Here is an 18788-nt window from a genome sequence, read left to right on the forward strand (position 1 = left end):
GTGGCGGAGTCCCCGGCCGCCCCCGCGCCCGCCCCGGGCGGGACGTACGACGCGGTCCGGGTGCCCGGACCGCGCGCACGCTCCTCGGTGGGCGAGCACTCGCTGCCCGGCTAGCCGGGCCCGGGGGCCCGGCCACGAGGTCAGGCCGTGACCACCACGGTCTTGGCCGCCTTGTCGTGGATGCCCTGCTTGTACGGCTTGTCGACGCCGATCATCACCAGGTTGATCAGCCACCACAGGCAGGGGCAGCACAGCAGCGCCGGCAGCATCAGCACCGCCGCCCGTGTCCAGGCCGCACCCGAGGCCGGGACGGTGCCGTCGTTGAGCATCGCCACCCTCAGGCCCATCACGCGCTTGCCAAGCGTCTGACCGTTCTTCTGGGTCAGCAGGGCGTCGTAGGCGAGGTAGGCGGCGAACGAGATCAACTGGAAGACCAGGCCGCTGCCGGAGCTCACCTCGGTGATGGTGTCGCCGAAGTCGTCGGTGGTCTCGGTGATCCGCTTGTACGTTCCGAACGGGATGCCGATGATCGCGAGCGGGATCATCACGATCAGCAGGTCGATGATCCGGGCCACCAGCCGCTTGCCGAACGAGGCCAGCGGCGGCATTCCGGCCAGCGGGTCGTTGCCGCCGTAGCCGCCGTCGAAGCCACCGCCGTAGCCGCCGCCGGAGTTGCCGTCGTACGGGCCACCGCCGTACGGGGGCAGCGGGGCTCCGCCGCTCCCCGGGGGGTTGTCGTAGGGGCTGCCGGCACCTCCCTGCGGAGGAGGGGGCGGCGGGTACTTCTGGAACGGGTCGTTCTCAGGCGGCACGCCGGGCGGCGGCTGGTCGGTGCTCATACGGGGAAGTCGACCGCGCCCCTGCGGGGCCCGCAACGCCTCGCACGCCGTTCGGGGGAAGGGCGCGCGCAGCGGGGGCCGGCCGGGTGACGGGGGCGCACCGGCGGCGTGCTGCACGTCGGCCGGGGCGGGCCGGCGGGGCCGTACCGGCGTGAGGACGCGCGTCGGCCCGGGGCCGGCCGGGACGCGTCGGCTCGGACCGGGCGTCGGTCGGGGCGGGGTGGGAGGCGCCCGCTCAGCCCTCGCGTCTACCGGGACCGGCCGGGAGGCGCCCGCTCAGACCCGGCGTCGGCCGGGGCGGGGTGGGAGGCGCCCGCGCAGACCCGGCGTCGACCGGGACCGGCCGGGAAGCGCCCGCGCAGACCCGGCGTCGACCGGGACCGGCCGGGAAGCGCCCGCGCAGACCCGGCGTCGACCGGGACCGGCCGGGAAGCGCCCGCTCAGCCCTTGGCCACGAAGGTGCGGCCCGCTTTGTCGTGCCAGCACTGCCGCCAGGGCCGGTCGACCAGGCACCACAGGACGCCCAGCACCCCGACGCCCAGCACCCCGAGCACCCCGTACACCAGCCAGCGGCGCAGTGCCCCGCCGAACCGGGGCGGCTCGTGCTCCTCGATGTCGCGGACCTGGAGCCCGCACACCTTCTTGCCGAGCGTGCGCCCCCACTTCGCTGTCGGCACCGCCTCGTAGAGGACGCCGAGGACGAGGAACGCGCCGACGACGGCCGCGAGGATGCCGACCGTGGTCGCGTCGAGCAGATAGACCGTCACCGTCGTGCCCGACAGGCGGGCGGCCCGGATCTTCTCGTCGATGTGGTCGAGGGCCCGCAGCACCAGCGGTACGGCGACGGCCGCGACCGCCGCCCCCAGGACGGCCGTGTCGATCAGCCGGGCCACCAGCCGGCGCCCGAGCCCCGCGGGACGGGCAGCCGCCTGCTCGCGCGCGGCCTTGGTGAAGTGGTCCTCGACGGGCGGCTTCCACGGCACCACGGGCGGGGCCTCGTCCTGACCGGAGGCCGGTCCCTTGCCGGGGGTCCGCCCGGCAGACTGCCCCGCGGCCTGTCCCTGGGCCGCCGGGGCGGCGAGCTCGTGGACCTGCTGGGCCCAGGAGGCCGGGACGGCTGCGGCAGGCTGCCCGCCCTGGGGCTGCGAGGGGCGCGCCGGTTCCTGGGCCTGCGCCCGGGACTGCTGCGCGGGCCTGGCCCGCTGCTGCGGGGGCTGCTGGTGGGGAGCTTGTTGCTGGAGGGCCTGCTGGTGGTGCGGGCTCCGCTGCTGCGCGGCCGGCTGGGCAGGGGCCTGCGAGGTCCTGGGCTGCGGCGGCGTGGTCTGCGGGGATCCGGGCTGCGGGGATCCGGGCTGCTGGGACCCGGGCTGCTGGGATCCGGTCTGCTGGGACGGGGGCTTGACCGTGCGGATGGCCATGGTGCCGTCGGCGACGGAGCCCTCGGCGGGGCGCGGAGTGCGGATCGACACCGTGCGGTCCGCGCGCGACGGGCTCCGGGGCTGCTCACCTTGCTGCTGCGGGAACTGCTGGGGCTGGTGGGGCTGGTGGGACTGGGAGGACTGCGGGTCCTGTGGGTGCGGTTGCCGGGTGTGCGGCTGCTGTTCCGGGCGGGCTTCCAGCGCGGGGCGTTCGGCGCGTGGGGGCAGTGCGGCCGAGTTGCCGGAGGGGCCGGAGGGGCCGGCGGTGCGGGGGTCCCGCGACGGGGCCCGCCCGTGTGCCGGTGCCGGGGTCAGGCCGGGCGGGGTCGCGGCAGGCGCACCGGGCGGACCGGCATGACCTGCCTGCCCGGACGGACCCGCGTGCCCGGAGGACGGCGTGCCGTCAACGGGGCGGGCCGGTACGGGGCTTGCGGCGGAGTCGTTCGGCGACCCCCACGAGACCCTGCGGTCGCGTTCGCCGCCGAAGCCGCTCTGCCGGGAGGTGTCGGCCTGCCAGGCCGGGGCGGGCTCGGCGCTCCGCCGTACCTCCAGCTCACCACCTGCCGGTAGGTAGCCCTCCCTTTCGTTGCCCGCCCGTTCGCCGCTCACCGGCTCGCCGGAGTGCTGCTCCCATTCGCCCGGCTGTTCCTCCTCGTCGAAGAAGAACGGCCCGGTCTCCTCCACAGCGGCGGGCGTGGCGGCGGGAAAGCGCGTCGGGCCTGGAGCGGGCGCGGGTACCGAAGCCAGGTTCGGCAGGCCCGAGTTCGCGGCGTAGGACACCGCCGGTGCGGCGCCCGGCGGCGGCAGCGGCATCGGCTCGCCGGGTGCGGGGGCGGGGCGGCTGGTGCCGGGCACCCAGGCGCTGCCGTTCCAGTACCGGACGTAACCGGGAATGGACGGATCGGGATAGAAGCCGTGGCTGGGGCTGCTGTCTCCGTTGGCCGGTGTGGGGGCGCTCATCACCGTGTCCCGTATCTGTTGGGGGCCGCGTGTGTCTGTCTGAAATTCCGGGGTCCACATCTACCAGACACCCGCCCGCCCACGGGCCCGTCCGCCCGGATGCACCACTTTCCGGTCATTGCCGGACCGCCGCGAAAAACTTTCTGCGGAAGTCGCGTAATGAACTGTGGCCGGTGTGCTCTCTCCAGGTACGGCCCGCCCGTGGGCCCCGTACCGGAAAGGAAGTGCACCCATGCAGCACGACGTCCTGGAGCGCGAGCTGGAGCTCAACCTCGTCCTGTCCCCCGAGCACGCCATCGCCGTCCCGGCACGGCTGGTGTACCGGACGAACGACCCGTTCGCCGTGCACATCACCTTCCACATCGGCTCGGAGTACCCGGTCAGCTGGACGTTCGCGCGGGAACTGCTGATCGACGGGGTGTTCCGTCCGTGTGGGCACGGAGATGTCCGGATCTGGCCGACCAAGCTCGAGGGGCGTTCGGCCGTGTGTGTGGCCCTGACGTCCCCGGAGGGTGACGCGCTGCTGGAGGCGTCGTCGCCGGTGGTCTCGGCGTGGCTGGAGCGGACGCTGACCATGGTGCCGCCGGGCACGGAGAGCAGCCATCTCGGCCTGGACGACGCCCTGGCCGAGCTGATGGCGACCTCGCAGGACGGAGAGAGCTAGCCGGCCCCGTAGGTGTGGGTGAGGAGTTCGAGTTCGAGGACGAGGACGAGGAAGCGGAAGAGGGCGAGGGCGAGGAAGAGGAAGAGGAAGAGGAAGTGGTCGTCCGGGTCGCGGACGCAGGAGCCGCGGCCCCGGTACCCCTGCCCGGGCTCGCGGCATGCCCCCGCCCGCGTCCGGTCAGAAGAGCTTGCCGGGGTTGAGGATGCCGAGCGGGTCGAAGGCGGCCTTGACGGAGCGCTGCATCTCCAGGCCCACCGGGCCGAGTTCGCGGGCGAGCCAGTCCTTCTTGAGCAGGCCGACGCCGTGTTCGCCGGTGATGGTGCCGCCGAGTTCCAGGCCGAGCGCCATGATCTCGTCGAAGGACTCGCGGGCACGCCGCGCCTCGTCCGCGTCGGCGGAGTCGAAGCAGACCACGGGGTGGGTGTTGCCGTCGCCCGCGTGCGCGCAGACGCCGATGGTCAGGTCGTACTTCTCGGCGACGGCGGCCGTTCCCTCGATCATCGCGGCGAGCTGCGAGCGGGGTACGCACACATCGTCGATCATCGTCGCGGACTTGATGGCCTCCAGCGCGGTGAGCGACAACCGCCTTGCCTGGAGCAGCATTTCGGATTCGGCGAAGTCCTCGGCGGGGACGACCTGGGTGGCTCCGTGAGCCGTGCACAGCTCCCCCACCGCGGCCAGGTCACCGGTGGGGTCGGGGGTGTCGAAGGCCGCCAGGAGGAGGGCCTCGGTGGATTCCGGGAGGCCCATCCGCGCCATGGCGTTGACGGCGCGCAGGGTGGTGCGGTCCATGAGTTCGAGCAGTGAGGGGGCGTGGCCGCGCTCCATGATCGCGCACACCGCCGCGCAGGCGGCCGCTGCGGACGGGAACTCGGCGGCCAGCGCGAGCTGCTGGGGCGGGGCGGGCCGCAGGGCGAGCACGGCCCGTACGACGATGCCGAGACTGCCCTCGGAGCCGACGAAGAGCCGGGTGAGGTCGTATCCGGCGACACCCTTGGCGGTGCGCCGACCGGTGCTCATCAGGCGCCCGTCGGCGAGTACGACGTCGAGGCCGAGCACGTACTCCGCCGTGACGCCGTACTTGACGCAGCACAGGCCGCCGGACGCGGTGCCGATGTTGCCGCCGATGGTGCAGGTCTCCCAGCTGGAGGGGTCCGGCGGGTAGAAGAGGCCCTGGTCGGCGACGGCGCGGGACAGGTCGGCGTTGACCACGCCGGGCTCGACCACGGCGATCCGGTCGACCGGGTTGATCTCCAGGATCCGGTCCATCCTCAGCAGGGACAGCACGATGCAGCCTTCGTCGGCGTTCGCGGCGCCGGAAAGACCGGTCCTGGCCCCCTGCGGGACGACCGGGATCCGCAGCTCGGTGGCGGTGCGCATGACGTGCTGGACCTGCTCGACGGTGCGGGGCAGGACGACCGCGGCGGGGGTTCCCGCCGGGCAGAAGCCGGCCATGTCGCGGGCGTAGGAGGCCATGACGTCGGGGTCAGTGATCAGTGCCTCGGCGGGCAGACCGGTGCGCAGGCGGTCGTGCAGGGCGGCACGGGAGGTCGCAAGATCGTCCATGCTCTCAGCGTGGCACTCGGGGCCATCGGTGTGAACCCGTCTGCGTTCCGGAACGCGGCACGCGGGTGTGCTCGTCGTACCGGTGCCGCCTGGCGCACAGTGAGCGCCATGGACGCCATGGATCCAGGATCCGCCCCCCAGCCGGCCGACCGGGCCGCGCCTGCCACGTCTGGCCCTTCCGGAGCTGGCCCTTCCGGAGCTGACTCTTCCGGAGCTGCTGGTTCTTCCGGTGCTGTTGGTTCTTCCGGTGCTGCTGCTTCTTCCGGTGCTGCTGCTTCTTCCGGTGCTGACACTCCCGCCGGAGCCGCCGGACCCGTTGCCGCCACCCGCCCCGTCGGCTCGTACGGCGGGCCGCCCGGCGTGGCGTCCGGCCTCGCAGGGCCGGCGGCGCTCGACGAGAAGCCTTCGTCGTGGGTGCGCCGGGCCGCCGTCGCCTCCGTCGCCGCGGCGCTGGCCGCCGGGGGCTTCGTACTGCTGACGCAGTCCGGGGAGGGTGAGGGGTCCGGGGATGGCCGCCGGTCCGCGGCCAGGCCGGCGGCAGGAGCTCCCGGCGCGGCGGTTTCGCTGGCGTCGCTGACCGCCCGGACGCGGGCGAACCCCCGCGACGACGGGGCGTGGACGGCGCTGGGCACGGCGCTGGTCGAGCGGGGTGCGCGGGTGGCGGACGCCACGTACTACCCGAAGGCGCAGGCGGCGCTCAAGCGGTCGCTGTCCCTGCGCCCTGCGGAACGGGGCAATGTCGCCGCCATGGCGGGCATGGCCCGGCTGAGTCACGCCCGTGAGGACTTCGCGGCGGCGCGGCGGTGGGGCGAGGCGGTTCAGCGGCTGGCTCCTGGGGAGTGGGCGACGTACCCGCTGCTGATCGACACCTATGGGCGGCTCGGGGACGCCAAGGCTGCGGCCCGGACCGCCGAGCAGCTGACGGAGCGGCGCGGCGGGGCGGCGGCGCTGGGCTGGACGGCGCAGACCTACCGGGACAAGGGGTGGCGGGAGGACGCGGCCGTACTGGCTGCCCAGGCGGCGGCGACGGCCGAGGCGGCCCCCGAGAAGGCGGAGCAGCTCCGGCGGGTCGCCGAACTCGCCTGGGAGCGGGGCGAGTTGACGGAGTCGCTGGGATACTTCGACGCCTCTCTGGCACTGGACCGCAGGCGCGGGGCCACGGTCGCCGGCCGGGCCAGGGTGCTGGCGGCGCTGGGCCGCACGACGGAGGCGGTCAAGGGCTACCGGGCGGCCCTGGCGCTGTCTCCGCGCCCCGAGTACTCCTTGGAGCTGGGCGAGCTGGTGGAGGCGACAGGCGGTGAGGGCGCGGGGGCCGCGCAGTTCGGGGTGGTGCGGGCGCAGGTCGCCCACAACCGGGCACAGGGCGTGCTCGGCGACCTCGTGCTGGGCCGCCTGGAGGCCGACCACGGCGACCCGGAGGAAGCCGTGCAGCTGCTGCGCGCGGAGTGGTCGCGGCGGCCGGGGGCCGAGGTGGCGGACGCGCTGGGCTGGGCACTGCACCGTACGGGGGACGACGAGGCGGCACTGGAGTACGCGCGGCGGGCGGTGAAGGAAGGGGTGCGCAGCGCCCTGTTCCTGTACCACCGGGGCGAGATCGAGCGCGGGCTCGGCGACTACGGGGCGGCGCGCCGTCATCTGTCCGAGGCGCTGCGGGTGAACCCGGCGTTCTCGCCGCTGTGGGTGCCGCGCGCCGAGGAGGCGCTGGAGCGGCTGGGCGAGCCGCCGGAGGGCGGCCCGCGCCAGGTGTGGCCGAAGGTGGTCAAGCCCAAGAGCTCCGCCGGAAGTGCGCGTGCGAGCGGCTCACGCGGCGAGTCGCGCAACACGGCGCCGGCACCGCGCGTCAGGAAGCCGGAGCCCGCCGCCCGGAAGCGTCAGTGACCTGCGGGGCGGAGTCGTCGCGGGGTGGCGGGACGGAGTGGTCGTGGGGCGGTGTGGCGGGGTGATCGCGGGGCGGTGAGGCGGGGTGGTCGCCGGGCGGTGAGGATGGATGGTCGCCGGGTGGCGGGACGGAGCGGTCGCCGGGCGGTGTGGCGGGGACGTCTCCGGAGTGCCGGGCGGGAGCGGGCGGCGCGGGAGTGGCCTCGGTGGGCCTGGCTGACGTGGGCGCGGGCGTGGCCGGCTTGGGCGCGGGCGGCGTGGCCGGAGTCACCGGAGCCGGCGCGGGCGTGGCCGGAGCAGTCGGCGTAGATGTGACAGGCGCGGGCGTGTCCGACGTGGGCGTGGTCGGAGCCGACGCAGACATGGCCGGCGTAGGCGCGGTCGACGCGGGCGTGGCCGGAGTGGGCGTGGTCGGTGTGGGCGTGGTCGGAGTCGACGCAGACATGGCCGGCGTAGGCGCGGTCGGCGCGGGCGTGGCCGGAGTGGGCGTGGCCGGAGCCGGTGCGGTCGGAGTCGGTGCGGACGCGGTCGGTGCAGGTGTTTTTCGTACGAGCGTGGGGGCGCGGGTCAGCAGCAGGTGCAGGGCGAGGCCGGCGAGCAGGCCCCAGAGGGCCGCGCCGATGCCGAACGGGGCGATGCCCGACGCGGTCACCACCAGGGTGAGGACGGCGGGCTCCCTGGCGGTGGTGTCCGAGACGGCCGTTTGCAGCGCGGCCGCCAGGGTGGACAGCAGCGCGAGCCCGGCGACGGTCTCGATGAGCAGCGGCGGGGCCCCGGCGATGAGGGAGAGGGTCAGCCCAGTGGTGAGGGCGAGCACGAGGTAGCCGGCGGCACCGGTGACGGAGGCGATCCAGCGGCGGTCCGGGTCGGGGTGTGCGTCGGGCCCCGCGGCGAGCGCGGTGGTGATCGCGGCCAGGTTGACGGCATGGGCGCCGAACGGGGCACCCGCCATCGTGGCGAGCCCGGTGGAGGTCAGGGCCGGGCGCAGGGGTGCCCGGTAGCCGTAGGTGGCGAGCATGCTCATGCCCGCGACGTTCTGGGAGACCATGGTGACGACGTAGAGCGGGATCGCGATGCCGATGAGGGCGCCGACGGTGAACGCAGGCGTGGCGAAGGTGAGGACCGGCAGCAGCGGGGCCCCGTTCCCTTCGCCGGGGTGTGCGAGGAGGATGACGGCCACGGTGACGGCGAGCGCCGCGGGCACGGCCCAGCGCCTGGCCCACCGCAGGAGCACCGCCCATACGGCGACCACGGGCAGTGCCTCGGCGGGGAACTCCACCACCGCGCGGACGGGCGCCAGGCACAGGGGCAGCAGTACGCCCGCCAGCATGGCACTGGCGAGGGGGGCGGGGATCGCCTGGAGCAGCCGTACCAGGTGCGGGGAGAGACCGGTCAGGAAGATCAGCGCACCGGTCACCAGGAAGGCCCCCAGCGCGGCCCGGTAGTCCGGGTGCTGGGTGCCGACCGCCGCGAGCAGCGCGGCACCCGGGGTGGACCAGGCGACGCTCATGGGCAGCCGGTACCGCAGCCCGAGCCAGATGCCGACGACGCCCATCGAGACGCACAGCACCAGAAGCCCGGAGGCGGCCTGCGCCTCGTTGGCGCCCACCGCGCGCAGCCCGGCGAGAACGACGGCGAAGGAGCTGGAGAAGCCGACGACCATGAGGACGATCCCGGCGAGCACGGGTTGCAGAGTGCCGCGCGGAGGGTCGGACCGCGTGCGGGCGGGCCGTGGGCGGGTGGCCCGTGTACGGGTGGTCATGAGGCGCCCCCGAGGTACGTTGTTCCGTTTACGGAACGAGGATAGGCAGGCCCGTTCCGTAAACGGAACCGCGTTTCGGATACTGGACCCATGGAAGACCACCCGGCCCCCGGCACCCCCCGTACGGCACCGCATTCGGCGGCCTTCACCGCGGGCATCGGCCACCGCATCCGCGAGCTGCGCACCGCGCGCGGGCTGACGCTCTCGGAGCTGGCGCTGCGGGCGGGCATCGGCAAGGCCACCCTGTCGGGGCTGGAGGCGGGCACCCGCAACCCGACGCTGGAGACGCTGTACGCGGTGACGGGCCGGCTCGGCGTACCGCTGGCCGAACTGCTGACGGAGGGGCCGCGCGAGCCGCTGCACGGTGACTCGGTGACCGGCGAGCTGCTGGAGGTGTTCGCGGACCCGGCAGCGACCACCGAGCTCTACCGGCTGCGCATCCGCCCCGGCCGCGTCCAGACCTCCCCCGCCCACCCGCCGGGCACGACGGAGTACCTGACGGTGTACGAGGGTGTGGCCAGGGTCGGGCCCAAGGACGCGCCCCTGCGGGTGGCGGCCGGTGAGCACGTGAGGTGGGCGGCGGACGTTCCGCACGTGTACGCGGCGGAGGGGGACACCGAGGTGGTGGCCTCGCTGGTCATCCGGTACTGACCGGGGCCCGTCCGTCCCCGGCGGCATCCCCGGGACGCACTGCGACCCCACGGGGCAGGTCCGTGGGGTCGCAGGGGCCGAGCGGGGTGCGGCAGGGGAAGTTGCCGCACCCGGCCGGACGGGTGGATGGCCGGACAGCCAGACGGCTGGGCGGCTGAACGGCCGGCCTGAAGGACTAGAGGTTGCCGCGCTTCTCCTGCTCGCGCTCGATCGCCTCGAAGAGGGCCTTGAAGTTGCCCTTGCCGAAGCCCATCGAGCCGTGCCGCTCGATCATCTCGAAGAAGACGGTCGGACGGTCCTGGACCGGCTTGGTGAAGATCTGCAGCAGGTAGCCGTCCTCGTCGCGGTCGACGAGGATCTTCAGCTCGCGCAGGGTCTCGACGGGGACGCGGGTCTCGCCCGCCCACTCGCCGAGGGTGTCGTAGTAGGAGTCGGGGGTGTCCAGGAAGGCCACGCCGGCCGCGCGCATGGAACGCACCGTCGCGACGATGTCGTTCGTGGCGAGCGCGATGTGCTGGACGCCGGCGCCGCCGTAGAACTCCAGGTACTCGTCGATCTGCGACTTCTTCTTCGCGATCGCGGGCTCGTTGATCGGGAACTTCACCTTGAGGGTGCCGTCCGCGACGACCTTCGACATGAGGGCGGAGTACTCGGTGGCGATGTCGTCGCCCACGAACTCCTTCATGTTGGTGAAGCCCATGACCTTGTTGTAGAAGCCGACCCAGTCGTTCATCTTGCCGAGCTCGACGTTGCCGACGCAGTGGTCGATGGCCTGGAAGGTGCGCTTGGCCGGGGGCTCGACGATCGGGGACGCCGCGACGAAGCCGGGAAGGTAGGGGCCCTCGTAGTCCTTGCGCTCGACCAGGGTGTGGCGGGTCTTGCCGTACGTGGCGATGGCGGCCAGCACCACGACGCCGTGCTCGTCCTTGACCTCGTGCGGCTCCGTGAGGCCGGTGGCCCCCTGCGCGGTGGCGTAGGCGTAGGCGGCGCGGGCGTCCGGCACCTCGATCGCCAGGTCGATGACTCCGTCGCCGTGCTCGGCGACGTGTGACTCGATGAAACGGCCCTGGTCGGTGGCGGAGCGGATGACGGAGGTGAACACGAAGCGGGCCGCGCCGTTGGTCAGGACGTAACTGGCGGTCTCGCGGCTGCCGTTCTCCGGTCCGGAGTAGGCGACGAGCTTCATGCCGAAGGCGGTCGAGTAGTAGTGGGCGGCCTGCTTGGCGTTGCCCACGGCGAAGACGACCGCGTCCATGCCCTTGACCGGGAAGGGGTCGGCCTCACGCGCGGTGGTGGGGGTGGCGTGCTCAGTGGTCTCAGTCATGTGTGGAGCGTCGCCCCACATCGCAAGGTGCGCAATAGTTCGCACAAATGCTGGTCAATGTGCTCAGTGGCGGGCGAGTATGGGCGGGCTATCTGTACAGGATGACCAGCGACCGGGGAGTGCACATGGCGGTGGACGAGCTGGACGGGCGGCTGATCGTGCTGCTGGCCCGCGAGCCCAGGATCGGGGTGCTGGAGGCATCCCGGCGGCTCGGTGTGGCGCGCGGGACCGTCCAGGCGCGGATGGACCGGCTTCAGTCGCACGGCGTCATCCGGGGATTCGGGCCCGAAGTGGATCCGGCGGCCCTCGGGTATCCGGTGACGGCGTTCGCGACGCTGGAGATCAAGCAGGGCCAGGGCGCGGACGTACGGGCCCACCTGACGGGCGTGCCCGAGGTACTGGAACTGCATACGACGACCGGGCACGGGGACATGCTCTGCCGGCTGGTCGCCAGGTCGAACGCAGACCTCCAACGGGTGATCGACCGGGTGGTGGGCTTCGAGGGCATCGTCCGGGCCTCCACGGCGATCGTCATGGAGAACCCCGTTCCGCTGCGCATCATCCCGCTGGTGGAGCAGGCCTCCGGGCTGACCTGACGGCGTGCGGGGCGGTGCGGTGCGACAAGCCGTCGGACGCGCAAAGGAAGACTTGCAAAAAAACCCTTGCAACGAAGTCTTTGCAACTCTACGGTGATGCCATGCCAGCAAGCGAGAACTCGAATACGGCGTCACCGGAGGGCCCGGACCGAAAGGCTCCCGAGCGGAGTGTCGAGAGGCTCGACGCCCGCTCGCTGCGCGGACTCGCCCATCCGCTGCGGATGAGCCTGCTGCGCGCCCTGCGGGACTTCGGCCCCGCGACCGCCTCCCAACTGGCGGACAGGCTGGGCGAGTCGAGCGGCGCCACCAGCTACCACCTGCGCCAGCTGGCGACGTACGGCTTCGTGGAGGACGCACCGGAGCGGGGCAAGGGGCGTGAGCGGTGGTGGCGGTCGGTCCATCAGGGGACGAGGCTGGATCACACGCTGTCCGAGTCCCCCGACCCTTCGGTGCGCGGTGCGGTCGACCTCTTCACCCACGAGATCGCCAGTGAGCACACCCGGGAACTCGCCACCTACCTCGGCACCTCGCGCGACTGGCCCGACGAGTGGCGGCGGGCCTCCGAACTGAGCGACTACACCTTGCAATTGGACGCGGAGCGCGCCAGGGAACTCAACGCCCGCATCACCGAGTTGATCGACAGCTACCGGGAGCCCGAGCAGGTGTCGGAGGGCTCCGCGAAGTACCGCATCCACGTCCACGGATTCCCCCTCAGCAAGGACTGACCCAGCCCCGGCACCGGCCGGTACCGCGCCCCACACCCCGCGCCCCACACCCCCGCGCCCCACACCGCCGCGCCCCACACCCCCACACCCCCGCACCTCAGGCACGCGTCCTCCGCCCCCGGACGACACGGCTCTCCCCGGCATGCCCCGGGCCGCCGCGCGCGCCTTCCCCGGCACGACTCCCAGGTACCACCGACCGAGAGGAAGCACTGCCATGCACCCCGAGACCTTCCGCCGGCTGCACGCCGCCCGCTCCACCGATCTCCGACGCGAGGCCGCCACCCACGCCCTGGCCCACGCCCCGTCCCGCCCCCGCTCCTCCCGCGGCACCGCGCGCGCTCAACTCGGCTGGACTCTGGTCGAGTTGGGGCTTCGCCTGGTCCGTACCGCAGGCCCCGGCGCGGACACGCCGCGGCTCCGTACGGCCGGTGCCCGGTGAGCGGGCGGACCGTCTCCCGTGCGGGTCACGGGCCCGCCTCCCCGTACGACCGGCGTCCGCTCGCCGCCGTCCTGGCCGCCCACACCGTCTCCACCATCGGCAACTCGCTCACCCTGATCGGCGTTCCGTGGTTCGTGCTGGTGACGACCGGCAGTCCGAGCCGGGCGGGGGTCGTCGCGTTCTGCGCGACGCTGCCCGTCGCGGTGTCCGCGCTGGTGGGAGGCCCGCTGATCGACCGGTTCGGCCGCCGCAGGACCAGCGTCGTCACCGACCTGATCTGCGCGGGCTCGGTCGCCGCGGTCCCGCTGCTGCACTTCGCGGGACTGCTGGAGTTCTGGATGCTGTGCGCCCTCATGGCGGTGGGCGGCCTGGTCTCCACCCCCGGTATGACCGCCCGTTCGGTGCTGATCCCCGACCTCGCGGAGCGGGCCGGCACGACGCTGGCCCGTGCGGCGAGCCTCACGGAAGCGGTGTCCAGCGGGGCCAGGATGGCCGGTGCCGCGCTGGCCGGCGTACTGGCCGCGCTGCTCGGCGCCGAGGCGGTACTGCTGCTCGACGCGGCGTCGTTCCTTCTCTCGGCGGCGCTGATCACGGCCGGCGTGCGCGGGGTGCGGGCGGCGGAGCCGATGAAGTCGAAGGCCCCGGTCTCCTTCGCCGCGTACCGCCGCGATCTGCGCGAGGGGTACACGTACGTGGCGGGTGGCGGGCTCCTGCTGGCCGTTGTCCTGATGATCACGTTCACCAACGGGCTGAACCAGTCCTGGAGCGCGGTGCTGCTGCCGGTGCACGCCCTTCAGAACCTGGGCGGGGCGGAGCAACTGGGCCTGCTCAGCGCCCTGTTCGGCGGGGCCTCTTTGCTGGGGGCGCTGCTCTACGGGGCGTTCGGTCACCACTTCTCGCGCTGGGCGGTCCTCACCACGGCGTTCGTCGTCGGCGAGGTGCCGCGCTTCGTGGTCGCCGCCCTCACGGACAGCACGCTCCCGCTGGCGGTCACCCTGGTGGTGGGCGGGCTGGCGATCGGCACCCTGAACCCGATCCTGACCACGGTCGTCTTCGAGCGCGTCCCGCTGGAGCTGCGCAGCCGGGTGTCGGGCATCCTCGCCGCGGGCTGCCAGATGACGATTCCGCTCGGCGGGCTCGCGGCCGGTTTCCTGGTCGACGGAGCGGGTCTGTACGCGGCCCTGCTCATCGTCGGCGCCCTCTACTTCCTGGCCACTCTGAGCCCGCTGGTCTTCTCGTCGTGGCGCAAGCTGGACGAGGTGGCGGAGAAACCGGAAAAAGGTGCGGAGGGTGGGGCGGAAGGCGGACCGGAAGGCGACCCGGACGCCCCGGGGCGTGGTCCGGTCAGCAGCTCGGGACCTTGCCCGGCCCGCCCTTCCTCCCCAGTTCGGTGAGGGAGGCCACGGCGTCGCTCAGAGTACTGACCGGCACCAGCCGCATCCCGGCGGGAAGCCCGGACTTCGCCTGGGAGCACTCCTCCTTCGGCACGAGGAACACGGTGGCCCCGTCCGCCCGCGCCCCCTTGATCTTCAGCGGGACGCCGCCGACCGGGCCCACCGACCCGTCGGCCTCGATCGTCCCCGTACCGGCGATGTCGAGGCCGCCGGTCAGATCGCCGCCCGCACCGTTGCCGTCGATCTTGTCGATGATGCCGAGGGTGAAGAGCAGCCCGGCGCTGGGGCCGCCGACGTCGGCGAGGTGGAGTTCGACCTTGGCGCCCTTGCCCTTGTCGCCGAGCTGGCGGAGGGCGGCGGAGACGGCGGCGTCCTGCGACTTGACCATGGCCTCCCGGTTGTACTCGGAGACCTCCTCGTCGTCGCCGCCGGACGGGTAGACCACGTCGTGCGGCATGACGGCCCGGTCTTCCCTGAACCAGGCGTCGGCCAGCTCACCGGCCCGGTGGTCGATGGAGGGGCCGGTGGCGACGATGGTGGTCATCCGCAGCTTCCCCGAGGTCGGCCGGGTCGGCACCCCGCTCACGCTGATGACGGGCCGGCCCTCCTTGTCCTTGCCCAGGACGTCGGTCGCCGTGCCGGGCTGGGCCACCGCGAAGGGCAGCGGCGCGAAGGCCGCCACCCCGAGCAGCGCGGCGACGGGAAGGGCCAGGACGGCGAGACGGCTGTTGCGGGAGAGCCGGGAGTAAAGAGGAAGCACGCCCCCAATCTAACGGCCCGGACCCTCGGCCGGCCGGGGCCACGGGGCAGAGCCCGGGAGCCGGCCCCGAAGCCGCTCGTCCGGGCCGGCCCGGAAGCCGCTCCTCCGGGCCGCCCAGAGGCCGGTCCCACGGACCCGTCCCGCAGGCCCGTCCCACACGCCGGTCGGGCACCCGGTTCACCGCAGTGCGTCGGCGACCTCCTTGGCCGCGTCGACCACGCGGGCTCCCACCCGGTCGGGGACCGAGTCGGACAGCATGACGACGCCCACGCTGCCCTCGACCCCGGTGACTCCGATCAGCGGTGCTGCCGCCCCGCTCGCCCCGGCCTCCAGCTCACCGTGGGTGAGGGTGTACCCGGGCTCGGTCAGTACGTTCTGCCGCGCGGCCAGGATCGCCCGCCCTGCGGCACCCCGGTCGAGCGGGTGACGGAAGCCCGCCCGGTAGGCGACGTGGTAGTCCGTCCAGGTCGGCTCGACCACGGCGACGGCGAGGGCCTCCGCCCCGTCGACGAGGGTGAGGTGGGCCGTCGCCCCGATGTCCTCGGCGAGGGACCTGAGCGCGGGCAGCGCCGCCTCCCGCACCAGGGGGTGGACCTGCCGCCCCAGCCTCAGCACCCCGAGCCCGACCCGGGCGCGACCGCCCAGGTCACGGCGGACGAGTGCGTGCTGTTCGAGGGTGGCGAGCAGCCGGTAGACCACCGTCCTGTTGACGCCGAGCTTGTTGGACAGCTCGGTGACGGTGAGGCCGTGGTCGGTATCGGCGAGCAGTTTGAGGACGCGCAGTCCTCTGTCGAGCGTCTGGGAAGTCTCCGCGGTCACGACGCCCACTCCTTGGTGGTGAGTGCGGACGGTCCTCCTGCGCATCGTGCACATCACCGGTCCCGTCGGCGACGCGCGCAGAGGCCGCCGGCATGTCCTAACACCGGCTGCGCTCCGAGGCGACGCTGCCACGGGGCGTATGCGTTGCCGGAAAGGTAGCGATCGACTCCGCTCAGCGGAAGACCTCGTCCAGAATCCGGGCGGCGGAAGGAGGTTGATCCCGCTACCTGCGGCTTGGCGCCCTTGGGCCGCCGAAGTCACGACGGGGCGGGACTTCGGGGCATATGCCCGCGTCGGCCAGCACGGCCGGGGCCCGTCCCGCCCTCGCGCGCGCCGACGGCCACGGCGGCACGCCCTCACGCCCACACAGCGTGACGTCACGGCACACCCTCACGCCGTGACGCCCTCACAGCGTGACGTCACGACTCACGCCGTCACGCCGTCAGCGCATCCGGGTGGCCCACTCCTGGACCTTCTTGATCCGCTCCTTGAGCTGCCCCGCGGTCGCCTCGGCGCTCGGCGGGCCGCCGCAGACCCGGCGCAGTTCGGTGTGGATGACGCCGTGCGGCTTGCCGCTCTGGTGGACGTACGCCCCGACCATCGTGTTCAGCGACTTGCGCAGCTCCAGCAGCTGCTTGTGGGTGACGACCGGCCTGGCCTCGGCGGCCTTCTCCAGCAGGTCGGCGTCGGCGGCCGGCTTCTGACGGCTGTGCGCGATCTGGCGGGTCTGCCGCTTCTGGAGGAGCAGCTGCACCTGGTCGGGTTCGAGGAGGCCCGGAATGCCCAGGTAGTCCTGCTCCTCCTCGCTGCCCGGGTGCGCCTGCATGCCGAATTCGGCACCGTCGTACAGCACCCGGTCGAAGACCGCGTCGGACTCCAGCGCCTCGAACGGGAGCTGGTCCTCGGTCTCCTCGTCCTCCAGCCGCTCGGCGTCCGCCAGCAGCTTGTCCTCCTCGGCGAAGGGGTTCTCCTCGTCGCTCCCCTTCTTGGGCTTGTCGAGGACGTGGTCGCGCTCGACCTCCATCTCGTTCGCGAAGTCGAGCAGCATCGGGATCGTCGGCACGAACACCGAGGCCGTCTCGCCCCGCCTGCGGGACCGCACGAAACGCCCCACGGCCTGCGCGAAGAACAGCGGCGTCGAGATGGTCGTCGCGTACACACCGACCGCCAGGCGCGGTACGTCGACGCCCTCCGACACCATGCGTACCGCGACCATCCAGCGTGAGCCGTCCTGGCTGAACTCGTCGATCCTCTTCGACGCGGCCTTCTCGTCGGAGAGGACCACGGTGGCCTTGTGCCCGGTGATCCGCTTGAGGATCTTGGCGTACTCGCGGGCGGACTCCTGGTCGGTCGCGATGACCAGGCCGCCCGCGTCCGGGATGCCCTTCCTGACCTCGGTCAGCCGCTTGTCGGCGGCGGCCAGCACGTTGGGGATCCACTCCCCCGTCGGCGACAGCGCGGTGCGCCAGGCCTGGCCGATGGCGTCCTTGGTCATCGGCTCGCCGAGCCGGGCGGCGATCTCGTCGCCGGCCTTGGTGCGCCAGCGCATGTTGCCGCTGTAGCTGAGGAAGATCACGGGGCGGACGACGCCGTCGGCCAGGGCGTTGCCGTAGCCGTAGGTGTAGTCGGCGGAGGAGCGCCGGATGCCGTCGTTGCCCTCCTCGTACGTGACGAAGGGGATGGGATTGGTGTCGGACCTGAAGGGCGTGCCGGTCAGCGCGAGCCGCCTGGTCGCCGGGTCGAACGCCTCCTGGCAGGCCTCGCCCCACGACTTGGAGTCTCCTGCGTGGTGGATCTCGTCCAGGATGACGAGCGTCTTGCGCTGCTCGCACCGGTTGCGGTGGAGCATCGGCCGCACGCCGACACCGGCGTACGTCACCGCGACGCCGTGGTACTCCCTGCTGAGCGGTCCCGCGCTGTAATCGGGGTCGAGCTTGATCCCTATCCGGGCGGCGGCCTCCGCCCACTGCTTCTTCAGGTGCTCGGTGGGGGCGACCACGGTGACCTGCTGCACCACGTGGTGGTGCAGCAGCCACGAGGCGAGCGTCAGCGCGAAGGTCGTCTTTCCTGCGCCGGGCGTCGCGACGGCCATGAAGTCACGGGGCTGGTCCTGGAGGTACTTCTCCAGCGCCCCCTGCTGCCAGGCGCGCAGCTTGCTGGCGGTGCCCCAGGGGGCACGGCCGGGAAAGGCGGGTGAGAGGTGGTGGGAAGCGGTGGTAGTCACGGTCTCCGGTCGCAGCGTCGGGTACGTGGCGGGATGTCTGCGGAGCGCGGGGGCGCCCCGTACGACAACCTGGCCACCTTACCGGCGCCGCGACCGGAACGCGTGGCGAGCAGGTCCGGGCCGCCCCCCGAGGGGACTCGGGTCACAGGTGCTCGGCCAGCTCGCGCAGGAGTTCCGCGATGGCCTTCACGTCTTCCAGCTCGCCCGTCGCCACGGCGATCACCAGTCGCTCGGCCGCATCGATGTCGGGACGCAGCTCCACGCCGTTGATGGCGAGGAAGACCATGCAGGACACCCAGGCCGTGCGCTTGTTGCCGTCGACGAAGGGGCGGTTGATGACGAGCGATTGCAGGAGCGCGGCCGCCTTGTCGAGCAGCTCGGCGTACGCCTCCTGCCCGAACATCGAAGCGGACGGGCGGTGCACCGCCGACTCCAGCAGGCCGGCGTCCCGCACCACGATCACCTGGTCGTCCACCGCGTCCTTCGCAATGGCCAGGACGTCCTCGGAGTCCAGGTAGATGAAGCTCACTTAAGGCGCTCCAGCAGCTCGGACCACTTGGCCACCTGATCCTTGGCGGACGTGCGCACCAGGTCCTGGTGAGCCGTCTTCGCCAGGTACTCGTCCACGGCCTTGAGCAGTATGGCGTGCATGCTGGTGCCTTCCTGCTCGGCTCGCTGCTTCAGTGCTTCGGTCTGGTCGTCGCGGAGACGCAGGTTCATGGCCATACCAAAACGGTACCACCCTGTGGGGTCAAAGTGGTACCGCACC

The 18788-nt window shown here is 72.8% G+C and carries 17 protein-coding genes; 7 read left to right on the forward strand and 10 right to left on the reverse strand.

Features of this window, described 5'->3' with window-relative positions; all coding sequences use genetic code 11:
* Nucleotides 1-140: 140 nt before the first annotated feature.
* Nucleotides 141-839: an RDD family protein gene (locus ACFWVV_RS26650; RefSeq protein ID WP_384355142.1), complete on the reverse strand. Its 699-nt coding sequence runs from the start codon at nucleotides 837-839 to the stop codon at nucleotides 141-143.
* Nucleotides 840-1279: 440 nt separating this feature from the next.
* Entirely contained in the window at nucleotides 1280-3217 is a 1938-nt protein-coding gene (locus ACFWVV_RS26655) for an RDD family protein (protein ID WP_384355140.1), read from the reverse strand.
* Between the two features lie 232 nt (nucleotides 3218-3449).
* On the opposite strand from ACFWVV_RS26655, the gene ACFWVV_RS26660 reads away from it, so the two are divergent.
* Nucleotides 3450-3881: an SsgA family sporulation/cell division regulator gene (locus ACFWVV_RS26660; protein WP_384355138.1), complete on the forward strand. Its 432-nt coding sequence runs from the start codon at nucleotides 3450-3452 to the stop codon at nucleotides 3879-3881.
* A gap of 177 nt (nucleotides 3882-4058) precedes the next feature.
* Here ACFWVV_RS26660 and ACFWVV_RS26665 read toward each other — a convergent pair whose 3' ends face one another.
* On the reverse strand, nucleotides 4059-5447 hold the full coding sequence (locus tag ACFWVV_RS26665) for an FAD-binding oxidoreductase (RefSeq protein ID WP_384355136.1): 1389 nt from the start codon (nucleotides 5445-5447) through the stop codon (nucleotides 4059-4061).
* Nucleotides 5448-5807: 360 nt separating this feature from the next.
* Between ACFWVV_RS26665 and ACFWVV_RS26670 the strand changes: the two genes are divergently transcribed.
* Nucleotides 5808-7325, forward strand: a complete 1518-nt coding sequence (locus ACFWVV_RS26670) for a tetratricopeptide repeat protein (RefSeq protein WP_384355134.1) — start codon at nucleotides 5808-5810, stop codon at nucleotides 7323-7325.
* Here ACFWVV_RS26670 and ACFWVV_RS26675 read toward each other — a convergent pair.
* Nucleotides 7288-9087, reverse strand: coding sequence for a benzoate/H(+) symporter BenE family transporter (locus ACFWVV_RS26675; protein ID WP_384355132.1), 1800 nt, complete (start codon nucleotides 9085-9087; stop codon nucleotides 7288-7290). The two genes, ACFWVV_RS26670 and ACFWVV_RS26675, sit on opposite strands and share 38 nt — an antisense overlap.
* Before the next feature lie 90 nt (nucleotides 9088-9177).
* Between ACFWVV_RS26675 and ACFWVV_RS26680 the strand changes: the two genes are divergently transcribed.
* The gene (locus ACFWVV_RS26680) at nucleotides 9178-9738 is read left to right on the forward strand and encodes a helix-turn-helix domain-containing protein (RefSeq protein WP_384355130.1); all 561 of its coding nucleotides are present in this window, start codon (nucleotides 9178-9180) and stop codon (nucleotides 9736-9738) included.
* A 175-nt stretch (nucleotides 9739-9913) separates the two neighbouring features.
* Here the strand turns inward: ACFWVV_RS26680 and hppD are convergent, their stop codons facing one another.
* Complete coding sequence (gene hppD / locus ACFWVV_RS26685) at nucleotides 9914-11062, reverse strand: 4-hydroxyphenylpyruvate dioxygenase (RefSeq protein ID WP_384355128.1); 1149 nt, start codon at nucleotides 11060-11062, stop codon at nucleotides 9914-9916.
* A gap of 125 nt (nucleotides 11063-11187) precedes the next feature.
* On the opposite strand from hppD, the gene ACFWVV_RS26690 reads away from it, so the two are divergent.
* The 4 genes from ACFWVV_RS26690 to ACFWVV_RS26705 all read left to right on the forward strand — a co-directional run bounded on the left by ACFWVV_RS26690 (nucleotide 11188) and on the right by ACFWVV_RS26705 (nucleotide 14216).
* A complete protein-coding gene (locus ACFWVV_RS26690; protein WP_384355149.1) occupies nucleotides 11188-11658 on the forward strand; it encodes an Lrp/AsnC family transcriptional regulator in 471 nt (156 codons plus the stop codon).
* Between the two features lie 101 nt (nucleotides 11659-11759).
* Nucleotides 11760-12383 carry an ArsR/SmtB family transcription factor gene (locus tag ACFWVV_RS26695; protein ID WP_384355126.1) on the forward strand — a complete coding sequence of 208 codons (624 nt, stop codon included), beginning with the start codon at nucleotides 11760-11762 and terminating at the stop codon, nucleotides 12381-12383.
* 214 nt (nucleotides 12384-12597) lie between these two features.
* Complete coding sequence (locus ACFWVV_RS26700) at nucleotides 12598-12822, forward strand: hypothetical protein (RefSeq protein ID WP_384355124.1); 225 nt, start codon at nucleotides 12598-12600, stop codon at nucleotides 12820-12822.
* On the forward strand, nucleotides 12819-14216 hold the full coding sequence (locus ACFWVV_RS26705; RefSeq protein ID WP_384355122.1) for an MFS transporter: 1398 nt from the start codon (nucleotides 12819-12821) through the stop codon (nucleotides 14214-14216). Before ACFWVV_RS26700 ends, ACFWVV_RS26705 begins: the two co-directional genes overlap by 4 nt.
* Here the strand turns inward: ACFWVV_RS26705 and ACFWVV_RS26710 are convergent.
* The 5 genes from ACFWVV_RS26710 to ACFWVV_RS26730 form a co-directional block, all read right to left on the reverse strand.
* Nucleotides 14167-14976: a hypothetical protein gene (locus tag ACFWVV_RS26710; RefSeq protein WP_384355120.1), complete on the reverse strand. Its 810-nt coding sequence runs from the start codon at nucleotides 14974-14976 to the stop codon at nucleotides 14167-14169. The two genes, ACFWVV_RS26705 and ACFWVV_RS26710, sit on opposite strands and share 50 nt — an antisense overlap.
* A 177-nt stretch (nucleotides 14977-15153) precedes the next feature.
* Nucleotides 15154-15795, reverse strand: coding sequence for an IclR family transcriptional regulator (locus ACFWVV_RS26715; RefSeq protein WP_384355118.1), 642 nt, complete (start codon nucleotides 15793-15795; stop codon nucleotides 15154-15156).
* Nucleotides 15796-16237: 442 nt separating this feature from the next.
* Complete coding sequence (locus ACFWVV_RS26720) at nucleotides 16238-18019, reverse strand: DEAD/DEAH box helicase (protein WP_384355116.1); 1782 nt, start codon at nucleotides 18017-18019, stop codon at nucleotides 16238-16240.
* Between the two features lie 142 nt (nucleotides 18020-18161).
* The gene (locus ACFWVV_RS26725) at nucleotides 18162-18548 is read right to left on the reverse strand and encodes a type II toxin-antitoxin system death-on-curing family toxin (RefSeq protein WP_384355114.1); all 387 of its coding nucleotides are present in this window, start codon (nucleotides 18546-18548) and stop codon (nucleotides 18162-18164) included.
* Nucleotides 18545-18745, reverse strand: coding sequence for a CopG family transcriptional regulator (locus tag ACFWVV_RS26730; RefSeq protein WP_384355112.1), 201 nt, complete (start codon nucleotides 18743-18745; stop codon nucleotides 18545-18547). Before ACFWVV_RS26730 ends, ACFWVV_RS26725 begins: the two co-directional genes overlap by 4 nt.
* Nucleotides 18746-18788 lie beyond the last annotated feature (43 nt).

This window comes from Streptomyces sp. NPDC058663 (assembly GCF_042716745.1).
Lineage (GTDB): Bacteria > Actinomycetota > Actinomycetes > Streptomycetales > Streptomycetaceae > Streptomyces.